Annotated in this window: 14 protein-coding genes and 1 pseudogene; 9 read left to right on the top strand and 6 right to left on the bottom strand. The window is 50.9% G+C overall.

The annotated features are described in order from the left end of the window. Positions 1-84: 84 nt before the first annotated feature. The 3 genes from clpP to bolA form a co-directional block, all read right to left on the bottom strand. Complete coding sequence (gene clpP, locus ACLJPQ_RS04210; RefSeq protein ID WP_000122257.1) at positions 85-708, bottom strand: ATP-dependent Clp endopeptidase proteolytic subunit ClpP; 624 nt, start codon at positions 706-708, stop codon at positions 85-87. A gap of 246 nt (positions 709-954) precedes the next feature. Further along, entirely contained in the window at positions 955-2,253 is a 1,299-nt protein-coding gene (gene tig / locus ACLJPQ_RS04215) for a trigger factor (RefSeq protein WP_001198406.1), read from the bottom strand. A gap of 346 nt (positions 2,254-2,599) precedes the next feature. Next, complete coding sequence (gene bolA / locus ACLJPQ_RS04220; RefSeq protein ID WP_000973433.1) at positions 2,600-2,917, bottom strand: transcriptional regulator BolA; 318 nt, start codon at positions 2,915-2,917, stop codon at positions 2,600-2,602. Positions 2,918-3,220: 303 nt separating this feature from the next. Here bolA and ACLJPQ_RS04225 point away from each other — a divergent pair, with 303 nt between their 5' ends. From ACLJPQ_RS04225 to cyoE, 7 genes are all read left to right on the top strand, one after another. Continuing rightward, positions 3,221-3,799, top strand: coding sequence for a lipoprotein (locus ACLJPQ_RS04225; RefSeq protein WP_001537832.1), 579 nt, complete (start codon positions 3,221-3,223; stop codon positions 3,797-3,799). Positions 3,800-3,842: 43 nt separating this feature from the next. Further along, the gene (gene ampG, locus ACLJPQ_RS04230) at positions 3,843-5,318 is read left to right on the top strand and encodes a muropeptide MFS transporter AmpG (protein ID WP_000098481.1); all 1,476 of its coding nucleotides are present in this window, start codon (positions 3,843-3,845) and stop codon (positions 5,316-5,318) included. Between the two features lie 452 nt (positions 5,319-5,770). Continuing rightward, positions 5,771-6,727 (top strand): cytochrome o ubiquinol oxidase subunit II, encoded by a 957-nt coding sequence (gene cyoA, locus ACLJPQ_RS04235; RefSeq protein WP_001239449.1) that lies wholly within the window; start codon positions 5,771-5,773, stop codon positions 6,725-6,727. Between the two features lie 10 nt (positions 6,728-6,737). Continuing rightward, complete coding sequence (gene cyoB / locus ACLJPQ_RS04240; RefSeq protein WP_000467158.1) at positions 6,738-8,729, top strand: cytochrome o ubiquinol oxidase subunit I; 1,992 nt, start codon at positions 6,738-6,740, stop codon at positions 8,727-8,729. Next, positions 8,719-9,333 (top strand): cytochrome o ubiquinol oxidase subunit III, encoded by a 615-nt coding sequence (locus ACLJPQ_RS04245; protein ID WP_000179833.1) that lies wholly within the window; start codon positions 8,719-8,721, stop codon positions 9,331-9,333. Before cyoB ends, ACLJPQ_RS04245 begins: the two co-directional genes overlap by 11 nt. Beyond that, positions 9,333-9,662 (top strand): cytochrome o ubiquinol oxidase subunit IV, encoded by a 330-nt coding sequence (locus ACLJPQ_RS04250; RefSeq protein ID WP_000019878.1) that lies wholly within the window; start codon positions 9,333-9,335, stop codon positions 9,660-9,662. The genes ACLJPQ_RS04245 and ACLJPQ_RS04250 overlap by 1 nt, the downstream gene beginning before the upstream one ends. 11 nt (positions 9,663-9,673) lie before the next feature. Beyond that, entirely contained in the window at positions 9,674-10,564 is an 891-nt protein-coding gene (gene cyoE / locus ACLJPQ_RS04255) for a heme o synthase (RefSeq protein WP_000971352.1), read from the top strand. 47 nt (positions 10,565-10,611) lie between these two features. Here cyoE and ACLJPQ_RS04260 read toward each other — a convergent pair whose 3' ends face one another. Both ACLJPQ_RS04260 and ACLJPQ_RS04265 read right to left on the bottom strand, forming a co-directional pair. After that, entirely contained in the window at positions 10,612-12,081 is a 1,470-nt protein-coding gene (locus ACLJPQ_RS04260) for a tetratricopeptide repeat protein (RefSeq protein ID WP_079787598.1), read from the bottom strand. Positions 12,082-12,092: 11 nt separating this feature from the next. After that, positions 12,093-13,604 (bottom strand): tetratricopeptide repeat protein, encoded by a 1,512-nt coding sequence (locus ACLJPQ_RS04265; RefSeq protein WP_000403153.1) that lies wholly within the window; start codon positions 13,602-13,604, stop codon positions 12,093-12,095. A gap of 174 nt (positions 13,605-13,778) precedes the next feature. Between ACLJPQ_RS04265 and ACLJPQ_RS04270 the strand changes: the two are divergent. Together ACLJPQ_RS04270 and ACLJPQ_RS04275 are read left to right on the top strand one after the other, a co-directional pair. Beyond that, positions 13,779-13,976: pseudogene (locus ACLJPQ_RS04270) on the top strand (transposase); the annotation flags it as partial. Between the two features lie 164 nt (positions 13,977-14,140). Further along, positions 14,141-15,505 carry an MFS transporter gene (locus ACLJPQ_RS04275; RefSeq protein WP_001000938.1) on the top strand — a complete coding sequence of 455 codons (1,365 nt, stop codon included), beginning with the start codon at positions 14,141-14,143 and terminating at the stop codon, positions 15,503-15,505. 46 nt (positions 15,506-15,551) lie between these two features. Here ACLJPQ_RS04275 and ACLJPQ_RS04280 read toward each other — a convergent pair whose 3' ends face one another. Next, positions 15,552-16,043 carry a YajQ family cyclic di-GMP-binding protein gene (locus ACLJPQ_RS04280; protein ID WP_001138913.1) on the bottom strand — a complete coding sequence of 164 codons (492 nt, stop codon included), beginning with the start codon at positions 16,041-16,043 and terminating at the stop codon, positions 15,552-15,554. Positions 16,044-16,081 lie beyond the last annotated feature (38 nt).

Raw genomic sequence — 16,081 nt, forward strand, 5'->3', positions numbered from 1 at the left:
TAAGTCACTGGGAGGCGCGCTGGCAGCCAACACCGAGGTAGCGTGAAGGATGAAGTGTATAGCGGCACACTTGCGTCCAGGGCATCAATTACGATGGGTCAAAATTGAGTCAACCAAACCGTACTCTACCGCTTCAGGCGCGGAGAGGAAGCGATCGCGCTCAGTATCACGTTCAATCTGCTCAAGAGATTGACCCGTATGATGCGCCATAAGTTCATTCATGCGCCCTTTTACTTTCAAAATTTCGCGGGCGTGAATTTCAATATCCGTCGCCTGGCCCTGATAGCCGCCCAGCGGCTGGTGGATCATGACGCGAGAGTTCGGCAAGCAGAAACGTTTGCCTTTCGCCCCGGCAGTCAGCAGAAACGCCCCCATAGAGGCCGCCTGTCCCATACAAATGGTGCTGACGTCTGGCTTAATAAACTGCATGGTGTCATAGATGGACATCCCCGCAGTAATTACGCCGCCAGGAGAATTAATGTACAGATAGATATCTTTTTCCGGGTTTTCCGCTTCCAGGAACAGCATCTGCGCCACGATCAGGTTAGCCATATGGTCTTCGACCTGGCCGGTCAGAAATATGACGCGTTCCTTAAGTAGACGAGAATAGATATCAAAAGAGCGCTCACCGCGTGAGGTCTGTTCAATGACCATCGGCACCAGCGCCATATGAGGGGCCAAATTATCTCGTTCTCCGCTGTATGACATTTCCGTCTCCTGGATAAAAATTGAAAAAATCTGCTGTACTGATTGTAACCTGATGGACGGATTATCAGCCAGTCCCTCTGTAATGGGTACGGCATCGCCATAATTCAAGCATAACAATCTTTTGCTCTAACGCTAACACTGAAACGCGGTTTTCGCACCCTTACCATGCAAAATGCGTGACAAAAAAAACCCGTCACTGAAAGGTGACGGGTTTTTGTGCAAATTTCGTGCTTTTAACGCGAAAAATTACGCCTGCTGGTTCATCAGCTCATTGAAGGAAGTGGCTTTTTCAGACACTTTCGCTTTTGCCAGAACCGCTTCAACAGCCTGTTCTTCCAGAGCGACGTTACGCATATTGTCCATCAGCTCTTTATTTTTGCTGTAGAACTCAATCACTTCTTTCGGATCTTCGTAAGCAGACGCCATCTCTTCGATCAGGCCTTTAACGCGTTCTTCGTCCGCTTTCAGCTCGTTGGTACGAATGACTTCGCCGAGCAGCAGACCGACAACTACACGACGCTTAGCCTGTTCTTCGAACAGTTCGCGCGGCAGCTCCAGAGCCTGTTTCTCGTTACCACCAAAACGCTGCGCAGCCTGACGACGCAGAACGTCGATTTCGCTGTCGATCAGCGCAGACGGTACGTCGATGTCGTTAGCTTTTACCAGACCTTCGATCGCCTGAGACTTAACGCGGTTACGCACCGCGCCTTTCAGCTCGCGTTCCATGTTTTTACGTACTTCAGCGCGCAGACCGGCTACGGAACCATCTTCAACGCCGAAACGTTTGATGAATTCTTCGGTCAGTTCCGGCAGTTCGCGTTCTTCAACTTTCTTCAGGTTGATAACGAACTTAGCCGCTTTACCTTTCAGGTTTTCAGCGTGGTACTCTTCCGGGAAGGTCACATCGATAGTGAACTCTTCGCCAGCTTTGTGGCCTTTAACGCCGTCTTCAAAGCCCGGAATCATACGACCCTGGCCCATCGCCAGAACGAAATCGGTCGCTTTGCCGCCTTCGAACTCTTCGCCATCTACAGAGCCGGTGAAGTCGATGGTCACGCGGTCTTCCGCATCAGCAGCGCCGTCTTTTTCTTTCCAGGTCGCCTGCTGCTTACGCAGGGTGTCCAGCATCACATCAACGTCAGCGTCGGTGACTTCAACAACCGGTTTTTCAACTTCGATGGACTCGAGGCCGGTCAGCTCAACTTCCGGATAGACTTCAAACTCGACGGAGTAAGTGAAGTCTTCACCCACTTTGTATTCGCCCGGAACATAGTTCGGCGCGCCTGCCGGGTTAATTTTTTCTTTGATGATCGCGTCAACGAAATTGCGGCTCATCAGATCGCCCAGCACGTCCTGGCGAACAGAAGCGCCATAACGCTGAGCGACGATATTCATCGGTACTTTGCCTTTACGGAAGCCGTCAATACGTACTTTTTTCGCTACGTTGACCAGCTCGCTTTTTACAGCGGTCTCGATGCTGTCAGCAGCGATTGTAATCGTTACACGGCGGCCAAGGCCCTGAGTGGTTTCAACTGAAACTTGCATCTTGTTACCTCAAAAAATCACAGTGCTCGGTCAACTCTACTCCGCAAGCACGTGCTATTTGCTTCGCGGAACCGGGATGTTCTCATAATCAATCACATTCCCTGTCGTCAGAATCATCCCGAAGACGTTCATATATAAGACGGCGCATTATAGCGGCATCACTTTTGTGAGTCGAGAACGGTGATTGTGCGATGCTGCGGCGGTTTTCACAATTCTCGGCTAATTTTTGTCTGAATACTGTACGACACGCTCAAAATTCAGACAAAACAAAACGGCCCGCAGGCCGTTTTCACATAATTCTGTAGCAACATACTGGAAAAGCGGAGGTAGTTGCAAATCCGTTTTGCTACGCGATGCTTCCCGCGCCGCGACAAGGAGGCGACGCGAAGATAGTATCCTGCAACCCTTCCCACTCTTTGAGGGTATAAGTATGCAGTGCCAGCGCATGTACGGTTGTGGAGAGTTCCGCCGTTAACGTACCGTAAATCATCCGATGACGATTAAGAAAACGTTCGCCTGTAAAGCGATCGCTCACCAGCACGACCTTAAAATGGCTTTCCGATCCTGCAGGAACATTGTGACGATAGCTTTCATCCACAACTTCGAGAAACACGGGGTCGAACGCTGTCCTTAATTTTTCTTCTATTTGCTCACGTATCATCATGAAAATCTCCTCCGACAACGCTGTGATGTCACCCATCCCTTTAAATACTAGCCGCTTTTACCGTTTCCATTACAGCATGACAACAAAAATTTAGCTTTCGTCTGGTTATTTCAGCCAAACGTATGAAGTTTACTGCCTTAATCATTCTTTTAGCGCTCAAAATCCCCGCTCGCGCCGTTATCAATACCAAATCGGACATTACGACGAATTTACCTGCGTTGACCACTTCCCCTCGCCGTTAGCGGTGTTATGATGGCGGGAATTTTTACCTATCACGTTTTAAGCGTCATTGAGAGCCTGAATATGTTAAAAAAACTTCTCTTTCCGTTAGTCGCTCTGTTTATGCTGGCAGGATGCGCCACACCGCCGACGACCATTGACGTCGCGCCGAAGATCACCTTGCCACAGCAGGACCCGAGCCTGATGGGCGTCACCGTTAGCATTACCGGCGCGGACCAACGCCAGGATCAAGCGTTAGCGAAAGTCACGCGTAACAACCAGCTGGTAACGTTAACCGCCTCCCGCGATTTACGCTTCCTGTTACAAGAAGTCCTGGAAAAACAGATGACGGCGCGGGGCTATATGATCGGGCCTAACGGCGCGGTTAATCTGCAGATTATTGTTAACCAACTGTATGCTGATGTTTCCCAGGGCAGCGTGCGCTACAACATCGCGACCAAAGCGGATATCGCGATTATTGCGACCGCTGCAAATGGCAGCAAGATGACCAAAAACTATCGCGCCAACTACTCTATTGAAGGGGCGTTCCAGGCCTCTAACCAGAATATTGCCGACGCGGTGAACAGCGTTCTGACCGATACCATTGCTGATATGTCTCAGGACACCAGTATTCACGATTTTATCAAGCAAAACGCCCGTTAATAGCAACAACAAGACCCGGCAGAAGCCGGGTCTGTAGATGCCTATGTCAAGTCAATATTTACGTATTTTCCAGCAACCGCGCTCAGCCATTCTGCTGATATTGGGTTTTGCCTCCGGTCTCCCGCTGGCGCTCACTTCCGGTACGCTACAGGCGTGGATGACCGTCGAGAATATCGATCTTAAAACGATTGGCTTCTTCTCGCTGGTTGGTCAGGCCTATGTGTTTAAGTTTCTCTGGTCCCCGCTGATGGACCGCTACACGCCGCCTTTTTTAGGTCGTCGTCGCGGTTGGTTACTCGCCACCCAACTGTTGTTACTGGCGGCGATTGCGGCGATGGGCTTTCTTGAACCCGGCACGCAGCTACGCTGGATGGCGGCGCTGGCGGTGGTGATTGCTTTTTGCTCCGCCTCGCAGGATATCGTGTTCGACGCCTGGAAAACCGATGTTTTACCCGCAGAAGAACGCGGCGCTGGCGCGGCAATCAGCGTGCTTGGCTACCGGTTGGGGATGCTGGTTTCCGGCGGACTGGCGCTATGGCTGGCCGATCGCTGGCTCGGCTGGCAGGGTATGTACTGGCTGATGGCGGCATTGCTGATCCCCTGCATTATCGCCACCTTACTGGCGCCGGAACCGACCGATACTATCCCGTCCCCGAAATCGCTGGAACAGGCCGTCGTCGCGCCACTACGCGATTTCTTTGGCCGTAACAACGCCTGGCTGATTTTACTGCTCATTGTGCTTTATAAACTAGGTGATGCCTTCGCTATGAGCCTGACCACCACCTTTTTGATTCGCGGCGTCGGCTTTGACGCCGGCGAAGTCGGCGTGGTCAATAAAACGCTGGGCCTGCTGGCAACGATCGTCGGCGCGTTATACGGCGGCATATTAATGCAGCGTCTTTCGCTGTTTCGCGCGCTGCTGATTTTCGGCATTTTGCAAGGCGCGTCCAACGCCGGTTACTGGTTGCTCTCCATTACCGATAAAAACATGTTCAGCATGGGCGCGGCGGTCTTTTTCGAAAATCTGTGCGGCGGGATGGGTACTGCCGCCTTTGTCGCCTTATTAATGACGCTATGTAATAAGTCGTTTTCCGCAACACAGTTTGCCCTACTGTCGGCCCTGTCCGCAGTAGGCCGGGTTTATGTTGGTCCTGTAGCGGGCTGGTTCGTTGAAGCGCACGGCTGGCCGACATTCTACCTCTTCTCGGTTGTTGCCGCCGTTCCCGGGCTGTTACTGTTGCTGGTCTGTCGGCAAACGCTGGAATATAGCTGGCAGAGCGAGCGTTTCATTCCCCGCACGCAATACCGTGGCGCCTACAATTTCGCGCTTTCAATCCTGCTCGCGGGCGTCGCTTTGCTGGCGGTATGGGTACTCCTGCTGACCATGAACGCGGTGGATTACACTAACTTCTCATTCCTGCCCGAATTGCTTGAGACTGCGGTAGTGGTTGCCGTGTGCGGCATTGTCTTTGGCGGGTTGCTGGACTACCTGGCGCTACGAAAAACACGCCTGCTCTAAAACATTATTTGCCGTTGTAATAACGACCCGGAATTATAACGGCTAAATAACCATCAATTGATAAAAAATATATTTGTCTTTTTGTGCGCAACAGAATTTTGGAAATTATTGGTAATTTCTACGCTACCTATTTTCTTTACACGATTCAGCCGATTAAATTTAAATTTCTGCCGTTGATTGTCCTTTTATTGATAATAAATTGTTAAGTAATTGTTTTATTTTTACATTGGTTATACCAATTATCCCTCAACATCCCACTTACAGACCTCATCCGTTATAACGCAAAGTTTCAACAGTGTCTTAAAGTTATTTCGACATACTTGGCAACATATGTGACATGCGCGGCAGAACTTGGTAACACAGAACCAATCATGTTTACAGTAATGTAACCTTACCGTAAAATGCCCCTACACTTTAAACGCCACCAGGTCCCGTGGAATTGAGGTCGTTAAATGAGACTCAGGAAATACAATAAAAGTTTGGGATGGTTGTCATTAATTGCAGGCACTGCATTACTCAGTGGCTGTAATTCTGCGCTGCTGGATCCCAAAGGACAGATTGGACTGGAGCAACGTTCGCTGATACTGACGGCATTTGGCCTGATGTTGATCGTCGTTATTCCCGCCATCTTGATGGCTGTTGGTTTCGCCTGGAAGTATCGTGCGAGTAATAAGGATGCGAAGTATAGCCCGAACTGGTCACACTCCAATAAAGTGGAAGCCGTGGTCTGGACGGTGCCTATCTTGATCATCATTTTCCTTGCCGTACTGACCTGGAAAACCACGCACGCGCTTGAACCAAGCAAGCCGCTGGCGCATGACGAAAAACCGATCACCATCGAAGTGGTTTCCATGGACTGGAAATGGTTCTTCATCTATCCGGAGCAGGGTATCGCCACCGTCAACGAGATCGCCTTCCCGGCGAACACGCCGGTTTATTTCAAAGTGACCTCCAACTCCGTGATGAACTCCTTCTTTATCCCGCGTCTGGGTAGCCAGATTTATGCCATGGCCGGTATGCAAACACGTTTGCATCTGATCGCCAACGAACCCGGAACCTACGATGGCATCTCCGCCAGCTATAGCGGCCCGGGCTTCTCTGGTATGAAGTTTAAAGCTATCGCCACCAAAGACCGCGCAGAATTCGACCAATGGGTCGCAAAAGCGAAGCAGTCTCCGAACACCATGAATGATATGGCGGCGTTCGAGAAAGTGGCTATGCCAAGCGAGTACAACAAGGTGGAATATTTCTCCAGCGTGAAACCAGATTTGTTCAAGGACGTTATTAACAAATTCATGGGCCACGGTAAGAGCATGGACATGACCCAACCTGAAGGTGAGCACAGCTCGCATGAAGGAATGGAAGGTATGGACATGAGCCACGCGGAATCCGCCAACTCCAAGGGTTGAGGAAGATAAGATGTTCGGAAAATTATCACTGGATGCAGTACCGTTCCATGAACCTATCGTCATGGTAACGATCGCTGCAATTATCGTCGGGGGACTGGCGATACTGGCAGCGATTACTTACTTCGGTAAGTGGACCTACCTATGGAAAGAGTGGTTAACGTCAGTTGACCATAAACGCCTCGGCATCATGTATATCATCGTCGCGATTGTGATGCTGTTACGTGGTTTCGCCGATGCCATCATGATGCGTAGCCAGCAGGCACTTGCCTCCGCAGGCGAAGCGGGTTTTCTACCGCCGCACCACTACGATCAGATCTTTACCGCTCACGGCGTAATCATGATCTTCTTCGTGGCGATGCCCTTCGTTATCGGTCTGATGAACCTGGTGGTTCCGCTGCAGATCGGCGCGCGCGACGTTGCGTTCCCTTTCCTGAACAACCTGAGCTTCTGGTTCACCGTTGTCGGCGTTATCCTGGTTAACCTCTCGCTGGGCGTGGGTGAATTCGCGCAGACAGGGTGGCTGGCTTATCCGCCGCTATCGGGAATAGAGTACAGTCCCAGCGTCGGGGTCGATTACTGGATATGGGCGTTGCAACTCTCGGGTATTGGTACGACGTTAACCGGTATCAACTTCTTCGTGACGATCCTGAAGATGCGTGCGCCGGGTATGACGATGTTCAAGATGCCGGTCTTTACCTGGGCCTCTTTGTGCGCCAACGTACTGATCATCGCCTCTTTCCCGATTCTGACGGTTACCGTCGCGTTGCTGACCCTGGATCGCTATCTGGGCACCCATTTCTTTACCAACGATATGGGCGGCAACATGATGATGTACATCAACCTGATTTGGGCCTGGGGCCATCCGGAAGTGTACATTCTGATTCTGCCGGTCTTCGGGGTATTCTCCGAAATCGCAGCGACCTTCTCGCGTAAACGTCTGTTCGGCTATACCTCGCTGGTTTGGGCGACCGTCTGTATTACCGTACTGTCGTTTATCGTTTGGCTGCACCACTTCTTCACGATGGGCGCAGGCGCGAACGTTAACGCCTTCTTCGGTATCACCACCATGATTATCGCCATCCCGACCGGGGTGAAGATCTTCAACTGGTTGTTCACCATGTATCAGGGCCGTATCGTCTTCCATTCCGCAATGATGTGGACCATCGGCTTTATCGTGACCTTCTCGGTCGGCGGTATGACCGGCGTGCTGCTGGCGGTACCGGGCGCGGACTTCGTCCTGCACAACAGTCTGTTCCTGATTGCGCACTTCCATAACGTGATCATCGGCGGCGTAGTGTTTGGCTGCTTCGCGGGTATGACCTACTGGTGGCCGAAGGCGTTTGGCTTCAAGCTGAACGAAACCTGGGGTAAACGCGCCTTCTGGTTCTGGATTATCGGTTTCTTTGTAGCCTTTATGCCGCTGTATGTACTGGGCTTCATGGGCATGACCCGTCGCCTCAGCCAGCAAATTGATCCGCAGTTCCATACGATGCTGATGGTTGCCGCCGCCGGCGCCGCGCTGATTGCGCTGGGTATCCTGTGTCAACTGATTCAGATCTTCGTTTCTATTCGCGACCGCGATCAGAACCGCGATCTGACCGGCGACCCATGGGGTGGCCGTACGCTGGAGTGGTCAACCTCGTCTCCGCCGCCGTTCTATAACTTTGCCGTTGTGCCGCACGTTCACGAACGTGACGCCTTCTGGGAAATGAAAGAAAAAGGCGAAGCGTACCAACAGCCTGGACAGTATGAAGAGATTCATATGCCGAAAAATAGCGGTGCCGGTATTGTTATCGCCGCCTTCGCAACGGTATTTGGCTTCGCCATGATCTGGCATATCTGGTGGCTGGCGATAGTGGGTTTCGCAGGCATGATCATCAGCTGGATTGTAAAAAGCTTTGATGAAGATGTGGATTACTACGTGCCGGTCCCGGAAGTCGAAAAACTGGAAAACCAGCATTTCGATGAGATTACTAAGGCAGGGCTGAAAAATGGCAACTGATACTTTAACGCACGCGACTGCCCACGCGCACGAACACGGGCACCATGACGCAGGCCAGAACAAAATCTTCGGATTTTGGGTCTACCTGATGAGCGACTGCATTCTGTTCTCTATTCTGTTTGCTACCTATGCCGTTCTGGTGAACGGCACCGCTGGCGGCCCGACAGGTAAGGACATTTTCGAACTGCCGTTCGTTCTGGTTGAAACCTTCCTGCTGTTATTTAGCTCCATTACCTACGGCATGGCGGCGATCGCCATGCACAAGAACAACAAGAGCCAGGTTATCTCCTGGCTGGCGTTGACCTTCTTGTTCGGTGCCGGATTTATCGGGATGGAACTCTATGAATTCCATCACCTGATTGTTAACGGTATGGGCCCGGATCGCAGCGGCTTCCTGTCTGCGTTCTTCGCGCTGGTCGGCACGCACGGTCTGCACGTCACTTCCGGTTTGATCTGGATGGCGGTGCTGATGGTGCAAGTTGCCCGTCGCGGTCTGACCAGCACTAACCGTACCCGCATCATGTGCCTGAGCCTGTTCTGGCACTTCCTGGATGTAATTTGGATTTGCGTATTCACTGTTGTTTATCTGATGGGGGCGATGTAATGAGTCATTCTACCGAGAGCGGCGGCGCATCCCACGGCAGCGTAAAAACGTACATGACCGGCTTTATCCTGTCGGTCATCCTGACGGTTATTCCATTCTGGATGGTGATGACCGGCGCTGCCTCTCCGGCCGTTATTCTGGGATCTATCCTGGCAATGGCAGTGGTGCAGATTTTGGTGCATCTGGTGTGTTTCCTGCACATGAACACCAAATCTGATGAAGGCTGGAACATGACGGCCTTCATCTTTACCGTGCTGATCATCGCCATCCTGGTTGTGGGCTCCATCTGGATTATGTGGAACCTCAACTACAACATGATGATGCACTAAGAGCGGCGAGTATGATGTTTAAGCAATACCTGCAAGTAACGAAACCAGGCATCATCTTTGGCAACCTGATCTCGGTGATCGGGGGATTTCTGCTGGCCTCAAAGGGCAGCATTGACTATCCCCTGTTCATCTATACGCTGGTCGGGGTGTCACTGGTTGTGGCGTCGGGTTGTGTATTTAACAACTACATCGACAGGGATATCGACAGGAAGATGGAAAGGACCAAGAATCGGGTGCTGGTCAAAGGCCTGATTTCTCCTGGCGTCTCGCTGGTATACGCCACCCTGCTGGGTATTGCTGGCTTTATGCTGCTGTGGTTTGGCGCTAATCCTCTGGCCTGCTGGCTGGGGGTGATGGGCTTCGTGGTCTACGTTGGCGTGTACAGCTTGTACATGAAGCGTCACTCCGTTTACGGAACGCTGATTGGTTCTCTCTCCGGCGCAGCGCCGCCGGTGATTGGCTACTGCGCCGTAACGGGCGACTTTGACAGCGGCGCGGCGATTCTGTTGGCTATTTTCAGCCTCTGGCAGATGCCGCACTCTTACGCCATCGCCATTTTCCGCTTTAAGGACTATCAGGCGGCCAATATCCCGGTTCTGCCGGTGGTAAAAGGAATCTCAGTCGCTAAAAACCACATCACGCTGTACATCATTGCGTTTGCCGTTGCAACGCTAATGCTCACGTTGGGCGGTTATGCCGGTTACAAATACCTGGTGGTCGCCGCGGCGGTCAGCGTTTGGTGGCTCGGCATGGCGCTACGCGGTTACAAAGTGGAAGATGATAAGGTCTGGGCGCGCAAGCTGTTCGGCTTCTCTATCATTGCGATTACCGCGCTGAGTATCATGATGTCCGTTGATTTTATGGTGCCGAATTCGCAGAATCTGCTGACTTACGTCTGGTAAGACTTTTGATGGCGTATCGCTTGATACGCCATTATTTTCGCTCGCAGTTACAGAAAAATGCCTGCCTTAAGCATATCCATCTCTTTACCGTTAACCATTCCCGTCACAGCAGTCACGCTATAGCTATCAACATCGCAAAATTCCGGCTGATAGACAGGTTGTAATGTCGATTCACGGAGCGTATCAGACTTATACCCTTGTAAATTGCGGTTCTGCGTATTTAGCCCAAAAGGCTCAAATGCGATAACCTGCTGTGACATCGCCCCGGCCTTATTTTTCAGCGCCAGTGAGACGCGTAAATTCTCTATACTGCTGATTCTGTCCGTTTTGACGACAAACTCCAGCTCGCATGCATAGCCGCTGCCCTGGCTCGCACCGAAAACACGATCACGATTGAAGGTTAACTTCGGCAAATTCTTTTCACGCATTGCCACAGCCTCAGCGCGGGCCTGTCGGTCTTTTTCGCAGGTCACCTGAAAATGGGGATCGTCTGCAAAACTTGTTCGCCCCTGAGCAAACAACTCCGCTGCCTTCCGGCAGTCCGTGTCGACAAACTGACCGTTGGTATACATCCAGGCAAGATAGTTTAAAGCGCGAGACTTGCCCATCTTCGCCGCCCGTTCAAAGAATTCAAACGCCCGAGCGTAATCAAGCGGAACCTGCGTCCCGGAGTAATAGATCTCACCAAGATTTATGAGCGCATCGGCATTCCCCTGCGCAGCCGCCAACTCGTACCACTGCACCCCCTTCTGCAGATCGCGCTTAATCCCTCGTTTTCCATTCAAGTAGAAGTAACCGAGTATATTCTGCGCATCAGCCTGGCCCAATTCAGCAGCCTTGCGGAACCATTGCAACGAACGCGCCTCTTTATCGTCGACCTCAACAAAACCAGAGTCATAGAGGCTACCAACGATAAAGTTAAGTTCAGGGTCTCTCTCCTGCGCCCACAGCTCCGCAAGGTGCAGGATATCCGCCTTTGAATAACCCAGGCGTGTGATGAGCGCGGCCATCGCGCTCCCGCCGCCGGCATACTGGCGTAATGTTTCAATAAACCGGGAACGCTGAGTAATATCGCTTTCCGCGGCTTGCTTTGCCGTATCTATTTCGTCGGCTATCAGGCGCGTCACCGTCTGCGCATCAGTATCGATGTCTGCTTTACTGGTTTTATCCGCAAGCTCTTTTGCCAAAACGTCATCCTGCATCACCCCCAGGCCATGCAGATAAAAATAACGAGCGTTGTAGCAGCCATAGGGTTCTTCAACATGACAAGCCTGCTCATAATACTTGATAGCCTGTATCGTATCTTTCGGCACAGCAACGCCGTACTCATAAATAAACCCCAGTTCTGCCAGCGCTTGGGCATTATTATCCTTAGCTAACGCTTTTAGCTCATTTAGCGCCTGAATATCTTTCTGCGCAATACGGCTATACAACGCGTCAATATCATCACCTGCCTGGCATACCGATGCGAAAGAAAGCCCAAGCAGAAGCAAAAGATTCCATTTCCGTTTTATCATTTTTCATTCCCTTATTCTTTATCTAAAAAGCGCACACTGTCAGCTTTCAGTAAATCGACATTCTTACCGTTAATCGTTGCCGTAGCGGATTTCAGCGTAAAATGGATATCGCCGATCCCGTGACAAAAATCTTGCGTATACAGCGGGAGATCGTATGGGGTAACGAGAGGATCAACATCATGATTTTGCATATCTATCCCCAGTGTATTCAAACCGAATGGCGGAATCATTAACGTTTCCTCAGTTGCCATTCCATCATCATTTTTCAGCTCAAGCGTAATATGCAAATTCGCCATGTTACGGATTTTATCTGTGCCAATCTGAAAAATTAGTGCGCATTCTTTCGGTTTAGCCGTTATCCCGCGAGAGAAAATACTCTCTTTTTTTAGGGTTACTTTGGGTAAAGCATCCGCGTTGTTTTTTCGACTCTGAATATCCGCTGCGCATTTACTTAAAAATATTTTTTCCTCAACCTTCTTACCTACATATCGAGATGCTTTCTTGTAATACGACCAGGCTTTATCACAATCAGGTGCAGTACCTAAACCGTTATAATACATCCAACTCAACGGCATCGTTGAGCGCGAATTAGTACCATCATTTTCAACCTGCGTAAATAATGCCAGCGCTTTAGCGTAATCAGTGCGCCCTGTTGCGCCAGAATAATAGATTTTACCTAACGCAATCTGTGCATCGCTGTCCCCCTGCTCAGCCGCCTGACCATACCATTTTTGTGCTTCCTGAATGTCTGGCTTAATCCCCCACTCATCGCCCTCTCCCCCCGAATAAATACCCCCCAAGAGAGATTGGGCCTCAACGACGCCTTTTTCCGCGGCGGCGCGAAACCATTTCAACGAGGCCGGCCTGGCTTTATAAGGCTCGTCCGCATAGCGACCGGAAAAGTCATTAAGGGTGAGTCGCCCCATCTGATAATCCATTTGCGGGTCGCCATCCTGCGACCATAACGTAGCCAGCCGAAATGTTTTTTCCTGATTAAATCCGATACGACTAAAAAAAAGCGCATCGCTCTCTGGCCTATTATTTAGACGATTAAATAGTGCATTAATAAATTCTGGTCGCTGCGATTTATCCGTATCGGCCAATGCTTTTGCCGCGTAAATTTCTTGCGAAAACTTATCGATATACTCTTGCTCAATCAATAAATTATCCAGATTCATTTTCTTAGCATACTTATTGGCCTGAGCGCTATCTTTCGCCACTCCGTCGCCATACTGATAAGCATACTTCACATTATAGCAACCGTAGTTACCGCCAAGTTCACAGGCCTGCTTGTAATACTGCAACGCCCGTTCGCGATTCATCGGCACACCAATACCGTATTCATGGATAAACCCCAGTTCATCCAGAACCGAAGCTCTTTTTTCCACAGGCAAAGCATCAAGATCCTTCTGGGTAAGCGCAGCATATTTTACATCATCTTTACCGTTGTTCTCTGAAGCATTCACCTGGCTAACAAATAAAACACCCGCTAAAATACATAATGATAAAAATTTAATTTCCATAACGAATTCACTCCTTGAATAATATAATAAATGCGACTGCTGACGAACCTTCTGCCTGATAAACGCGCGCCATCACGCAGAAAGTTTGCTATCAGTCTCGGCGTTGTTGAATAAATCAAATTTTCAGGAGATGGACGGTTCTGATCATTGCCATCGTTTCAGAATCGGGTCCCTATGGCAAAGCAAAAGTTTAAAGTCACCCACCGGCCAGCCACACTCAGGCAGCGCGGTTCGCTGACAGTCTGGCTTGACGAGTTCTGCTATTGCAACATGGAGCAACAGCGCACACCGCCTGAAGGCCGTGGCTAACCGCTACACTATACTGATATGGCTCAGATAGCCACTATAGCTCAAGGAGATCGGAATATGAATGAGCACAAGGCTATGCTGACTCTCCCGATCGCCCCTATCGTGTTAACAATTTATCTCTTTTTTAGCTCAACTGTTTCAAAAACATAATATTTGCTAATTAACCCTCTATTTACCCGGCACACTCCCCGCACTACACTACTCCCAGCTTTTATACAGAGGTGGCAATGAACGATTATAAAATGACGCCAGGGGAGCTGCGCGCCACATGGGGTTTAGGGACCGTCTTTTCGTTGCGTATGCTGGGCATGTTTATGGTTCTACCAGTACTGACCACATACGGTATGGCGCTACAGGGCGCCAGCGAAGCATTAATCGGCATTGCGATCGGCATTTACGGGCTGGCGCAGGCTATCTTTCAAATTCCCTTTGGGCTGCTGTCCGACCGCATTGGCCGCAAACCGCTGATTGTCGGCGGACTGGCGGTATTTGTCGCGGGCAGCGTCATTGCCGCGCTCTCCCACTCAATCTGGGGCATTATTCTGGGGCGAGCGCTACAAGGGTCCGGCGCTATTGCCGCCGCCGTCATGGCGCTCCTGTCTGACCTCACCCGCGAGCAAAACCGTACCAAAGCGATGGCGTTTATCGGCGTCAGCTTTGGTATCACCTTCGCGATTGCGATGGTATTAGGGCCGATTGTTACCCATAGTCTGGGATTGAACGCGTTGTTCTGGATGATCGCCGCCCTCGCCACCCTGGGCATTCTTCTGACAATCTGGGTGGTTCCCAACAGTACCAACCATGTGCTGAATCGCGAATCCGGGATGGTCAAAGGCAGCTTCAGTAAAGTGCTGGCGGAGCCGAGGCTGCTCAAGCTCAATTTCGGCATTATGTGTCTGCATATTTTATTGATGTCCACCTTTGTCGCCCTGCCCGGCCAGCTTGCCGATGCCGGTTTCCCTGCCGCCGAACACTGGAAGGTGTATCTGGCAACCATGGTGATCGCCTTTGCCGCCGTCGTGCCTTTTATTATCTATGCTGAAGTCAAACGGCGGATGAAGCAGGTATTCCTGTTCTGCGTGGGACTCATTGTCGTCGCAGAAATCGTGTTGTGGGGAGCGGGCCAACATTTCTGGGAGCTGGTGATTGGCGTACAACTCTTTTTCCTCGCCTTTAATCTGATGGAGGCGCTGCTGCCTTCGCTTATTAGCAAAGAGTCGCCCGCGGGGTATAAAGGAACGGCGATGGGCGTCTATTCTACCAGTCAGTTTCTTGGCGTGGCGCTTGGCGGCTCGCTGGGCGGCTGGATAGACGGCACGTTTGATGGGCAAACCGTTTTCCTTGCCGGGGCCGTACTGGCGATGGTATGGCTGGCGGTGGCAAGTACCATGAAAGAGCCGCCCTATGTCAGCAGCCTGCGCGTGGAAATTCCAGCGGATATTGTTGCTGACGACAGACTAAAACAGCGACTGTTGGCAATGAAAGGCGTAAGCGAAGCGCTGATCGTGGCGGAAGAGCATTCCGCTTACGTCAAAATCGACAGCAAAGTGACCAATCGCTTTGAAGTTGAACAGCTTATCAGCAAAGGATGAATGCTGTATTGCCGGATGGCGGCGAGGCTCTATCCGGCATAACAACTTAATCGCGGAAGTTTTTGAACTGGAACGGCTGGCCCAAATCGCCGCCGCGAACCAGCGCCATTACCGATTGCAGATCGTCACGTGATTTGCCCGTCACGCGAATCTCTTCCCCCTGAATTTGCGCCTGCACCTTCAATTTGCTGTCTTTAATCAGCTTGACGATTTTCTTCTGCACGGCGCTTTCAATGCCCTGCTTCAGCTTCGCTTCCACATACCAGGTTTTACCGCTATGCACGAACTCGTCCGGTACATCCAGCGAAGCGCCTTCAATACCGCGTTTAAGCAGCTTGGCGCGCAGAATATCGAGCAACTGATTGACCTGGAAATCGGACTCGCTCAGCACCTTGATGGTTTTATTGGCATCGTTCAGTTCAATAGTCGCCTCTACGCCACGAAAGTCAAAACGAGACTCAACCTCGCGAACCGCGTTATCCACGCCGTTACGCGCTTCCTGCAGATCAACTTCAGAAACAATATCGAAAGATGGCATCTTTTCTTCTCCCTTCATTTTCGTTGCGTTGCATAATA

Origin of the sequence: Salmonella sp. SAL04213 (assembly GCF_046550535.1) — a bacterium.
In the GTDB taxonomy this organism is placed as follows: Bacteria; Pseudomonadota; Gammaproteobacteria; order Enterobacterales; family Enterobacteriaceae; genus Salmonella; species Salmonella enterica.

What these genes read in the sequence shown, in the direction of transcription:
- clpP (WP_000122257.1), bottom strand. Translation starts at nt 708, where the DNA reads ATGTCATACAGCGGAGAACGAGATAATTTGGCCCCTCATATGGCGCTG.
- tig (WP_001198406.1), bottom strand. Translation starts at nt 2,253, where the DNA reads ATGCAAGTTTCAGTTGAAACCACTCAGGGCCTTGGCCGCCGTGTAACG.
- bolA (WP_000973433.1), bottom strand. Translation starts at nt 2,917, where the DNA reads ATGATGATACGTGAGCAAATAGAAGAAAAATTAAGGACAGCGTTCGAC.
- ACLJPQ_RS04225 (WP_001537832.1), top strand. Translation starts at nt 3,221, where the DNA reads ATGTTAAAAAAACTTCTCTTTCCGTTAGTCGCTCTGTTTATGCTGGCA.
- ampG (WP_000098481.1), top strand. Translation starts at nt 3,843, where the DNA reads ATGTCAAGTCAATATTTACGTATTTTCCAGCAACCGCGCTCAGCCATT.
- cyoA (WP_001239449.1), top strand. Translation starts at nt 5,771, where the DNA reads ATGAGACTCAGGAAATACAATAAAAGTTTGGGATGGTTGTCATTAATT.
- cyoB (WP_000467158.1), top strand. Translation starts at nt 6,738, where the DNA reads ATGTTCGGAAAATTATCACTGGATGCAGTACCGTTCCATGAACCTATC.
- ACLJPQ_RS04245 (WP_000179833.1), top strand. Translation starts at nt 8,719, where the DNA reads ATGGCAACTGATACTTTAACGCACGCGACTGCCCACGCGCACGAACAC.
- ACLJPQ_RS04250 (WP_000019878.1), top strand. Translation starts at nt 9,333, where the DNA reads ATGAGTCATTCTACCGAGAGCGGCGGCGCATCCCACGGCAGCGTAAAA.
- cyoE (WP_000971352.1), top strand. Translation starts at nt 9,674, where the DNA reads ATGATGTTTAAGCAATACCTGCAAGTAACGAAACCAGGCATCATCTTT.
- ACLJPQ_RS04260 (WP_079787598.1), bottom strand. Translation starts at nt 12,081, where the DNA reads ATGATAAAACGGAAATGGAATCTTTTGCTTCTGCTTGGGCTTTCTTTC.
- ACLJPQ_RS04265 (WP_000403153.1), bottom strand. Translation starts at nt 13,604, where the DNA reads ATGGAAATTAAATTTTTATCATTATGTATTTTAGCGGGTGTTTTATTT.
- ACLJPQ_RS04275 (WP_001000938.1), top strand. Translation starts at nt 14,141, where the DNA reads ATGAACGATTATAAAATGACGCCAGGGGAGCTGCGCGCCACATGGGGT.
- ACLJPQ_RS04280 (WP_001138913.1), bottom strand. Translation starts at nt 16,043, where the DNA reads ATGCCATCTTTCGATATTGTTTCTGAAGTTGATCTGCAGGAAGCGCGT.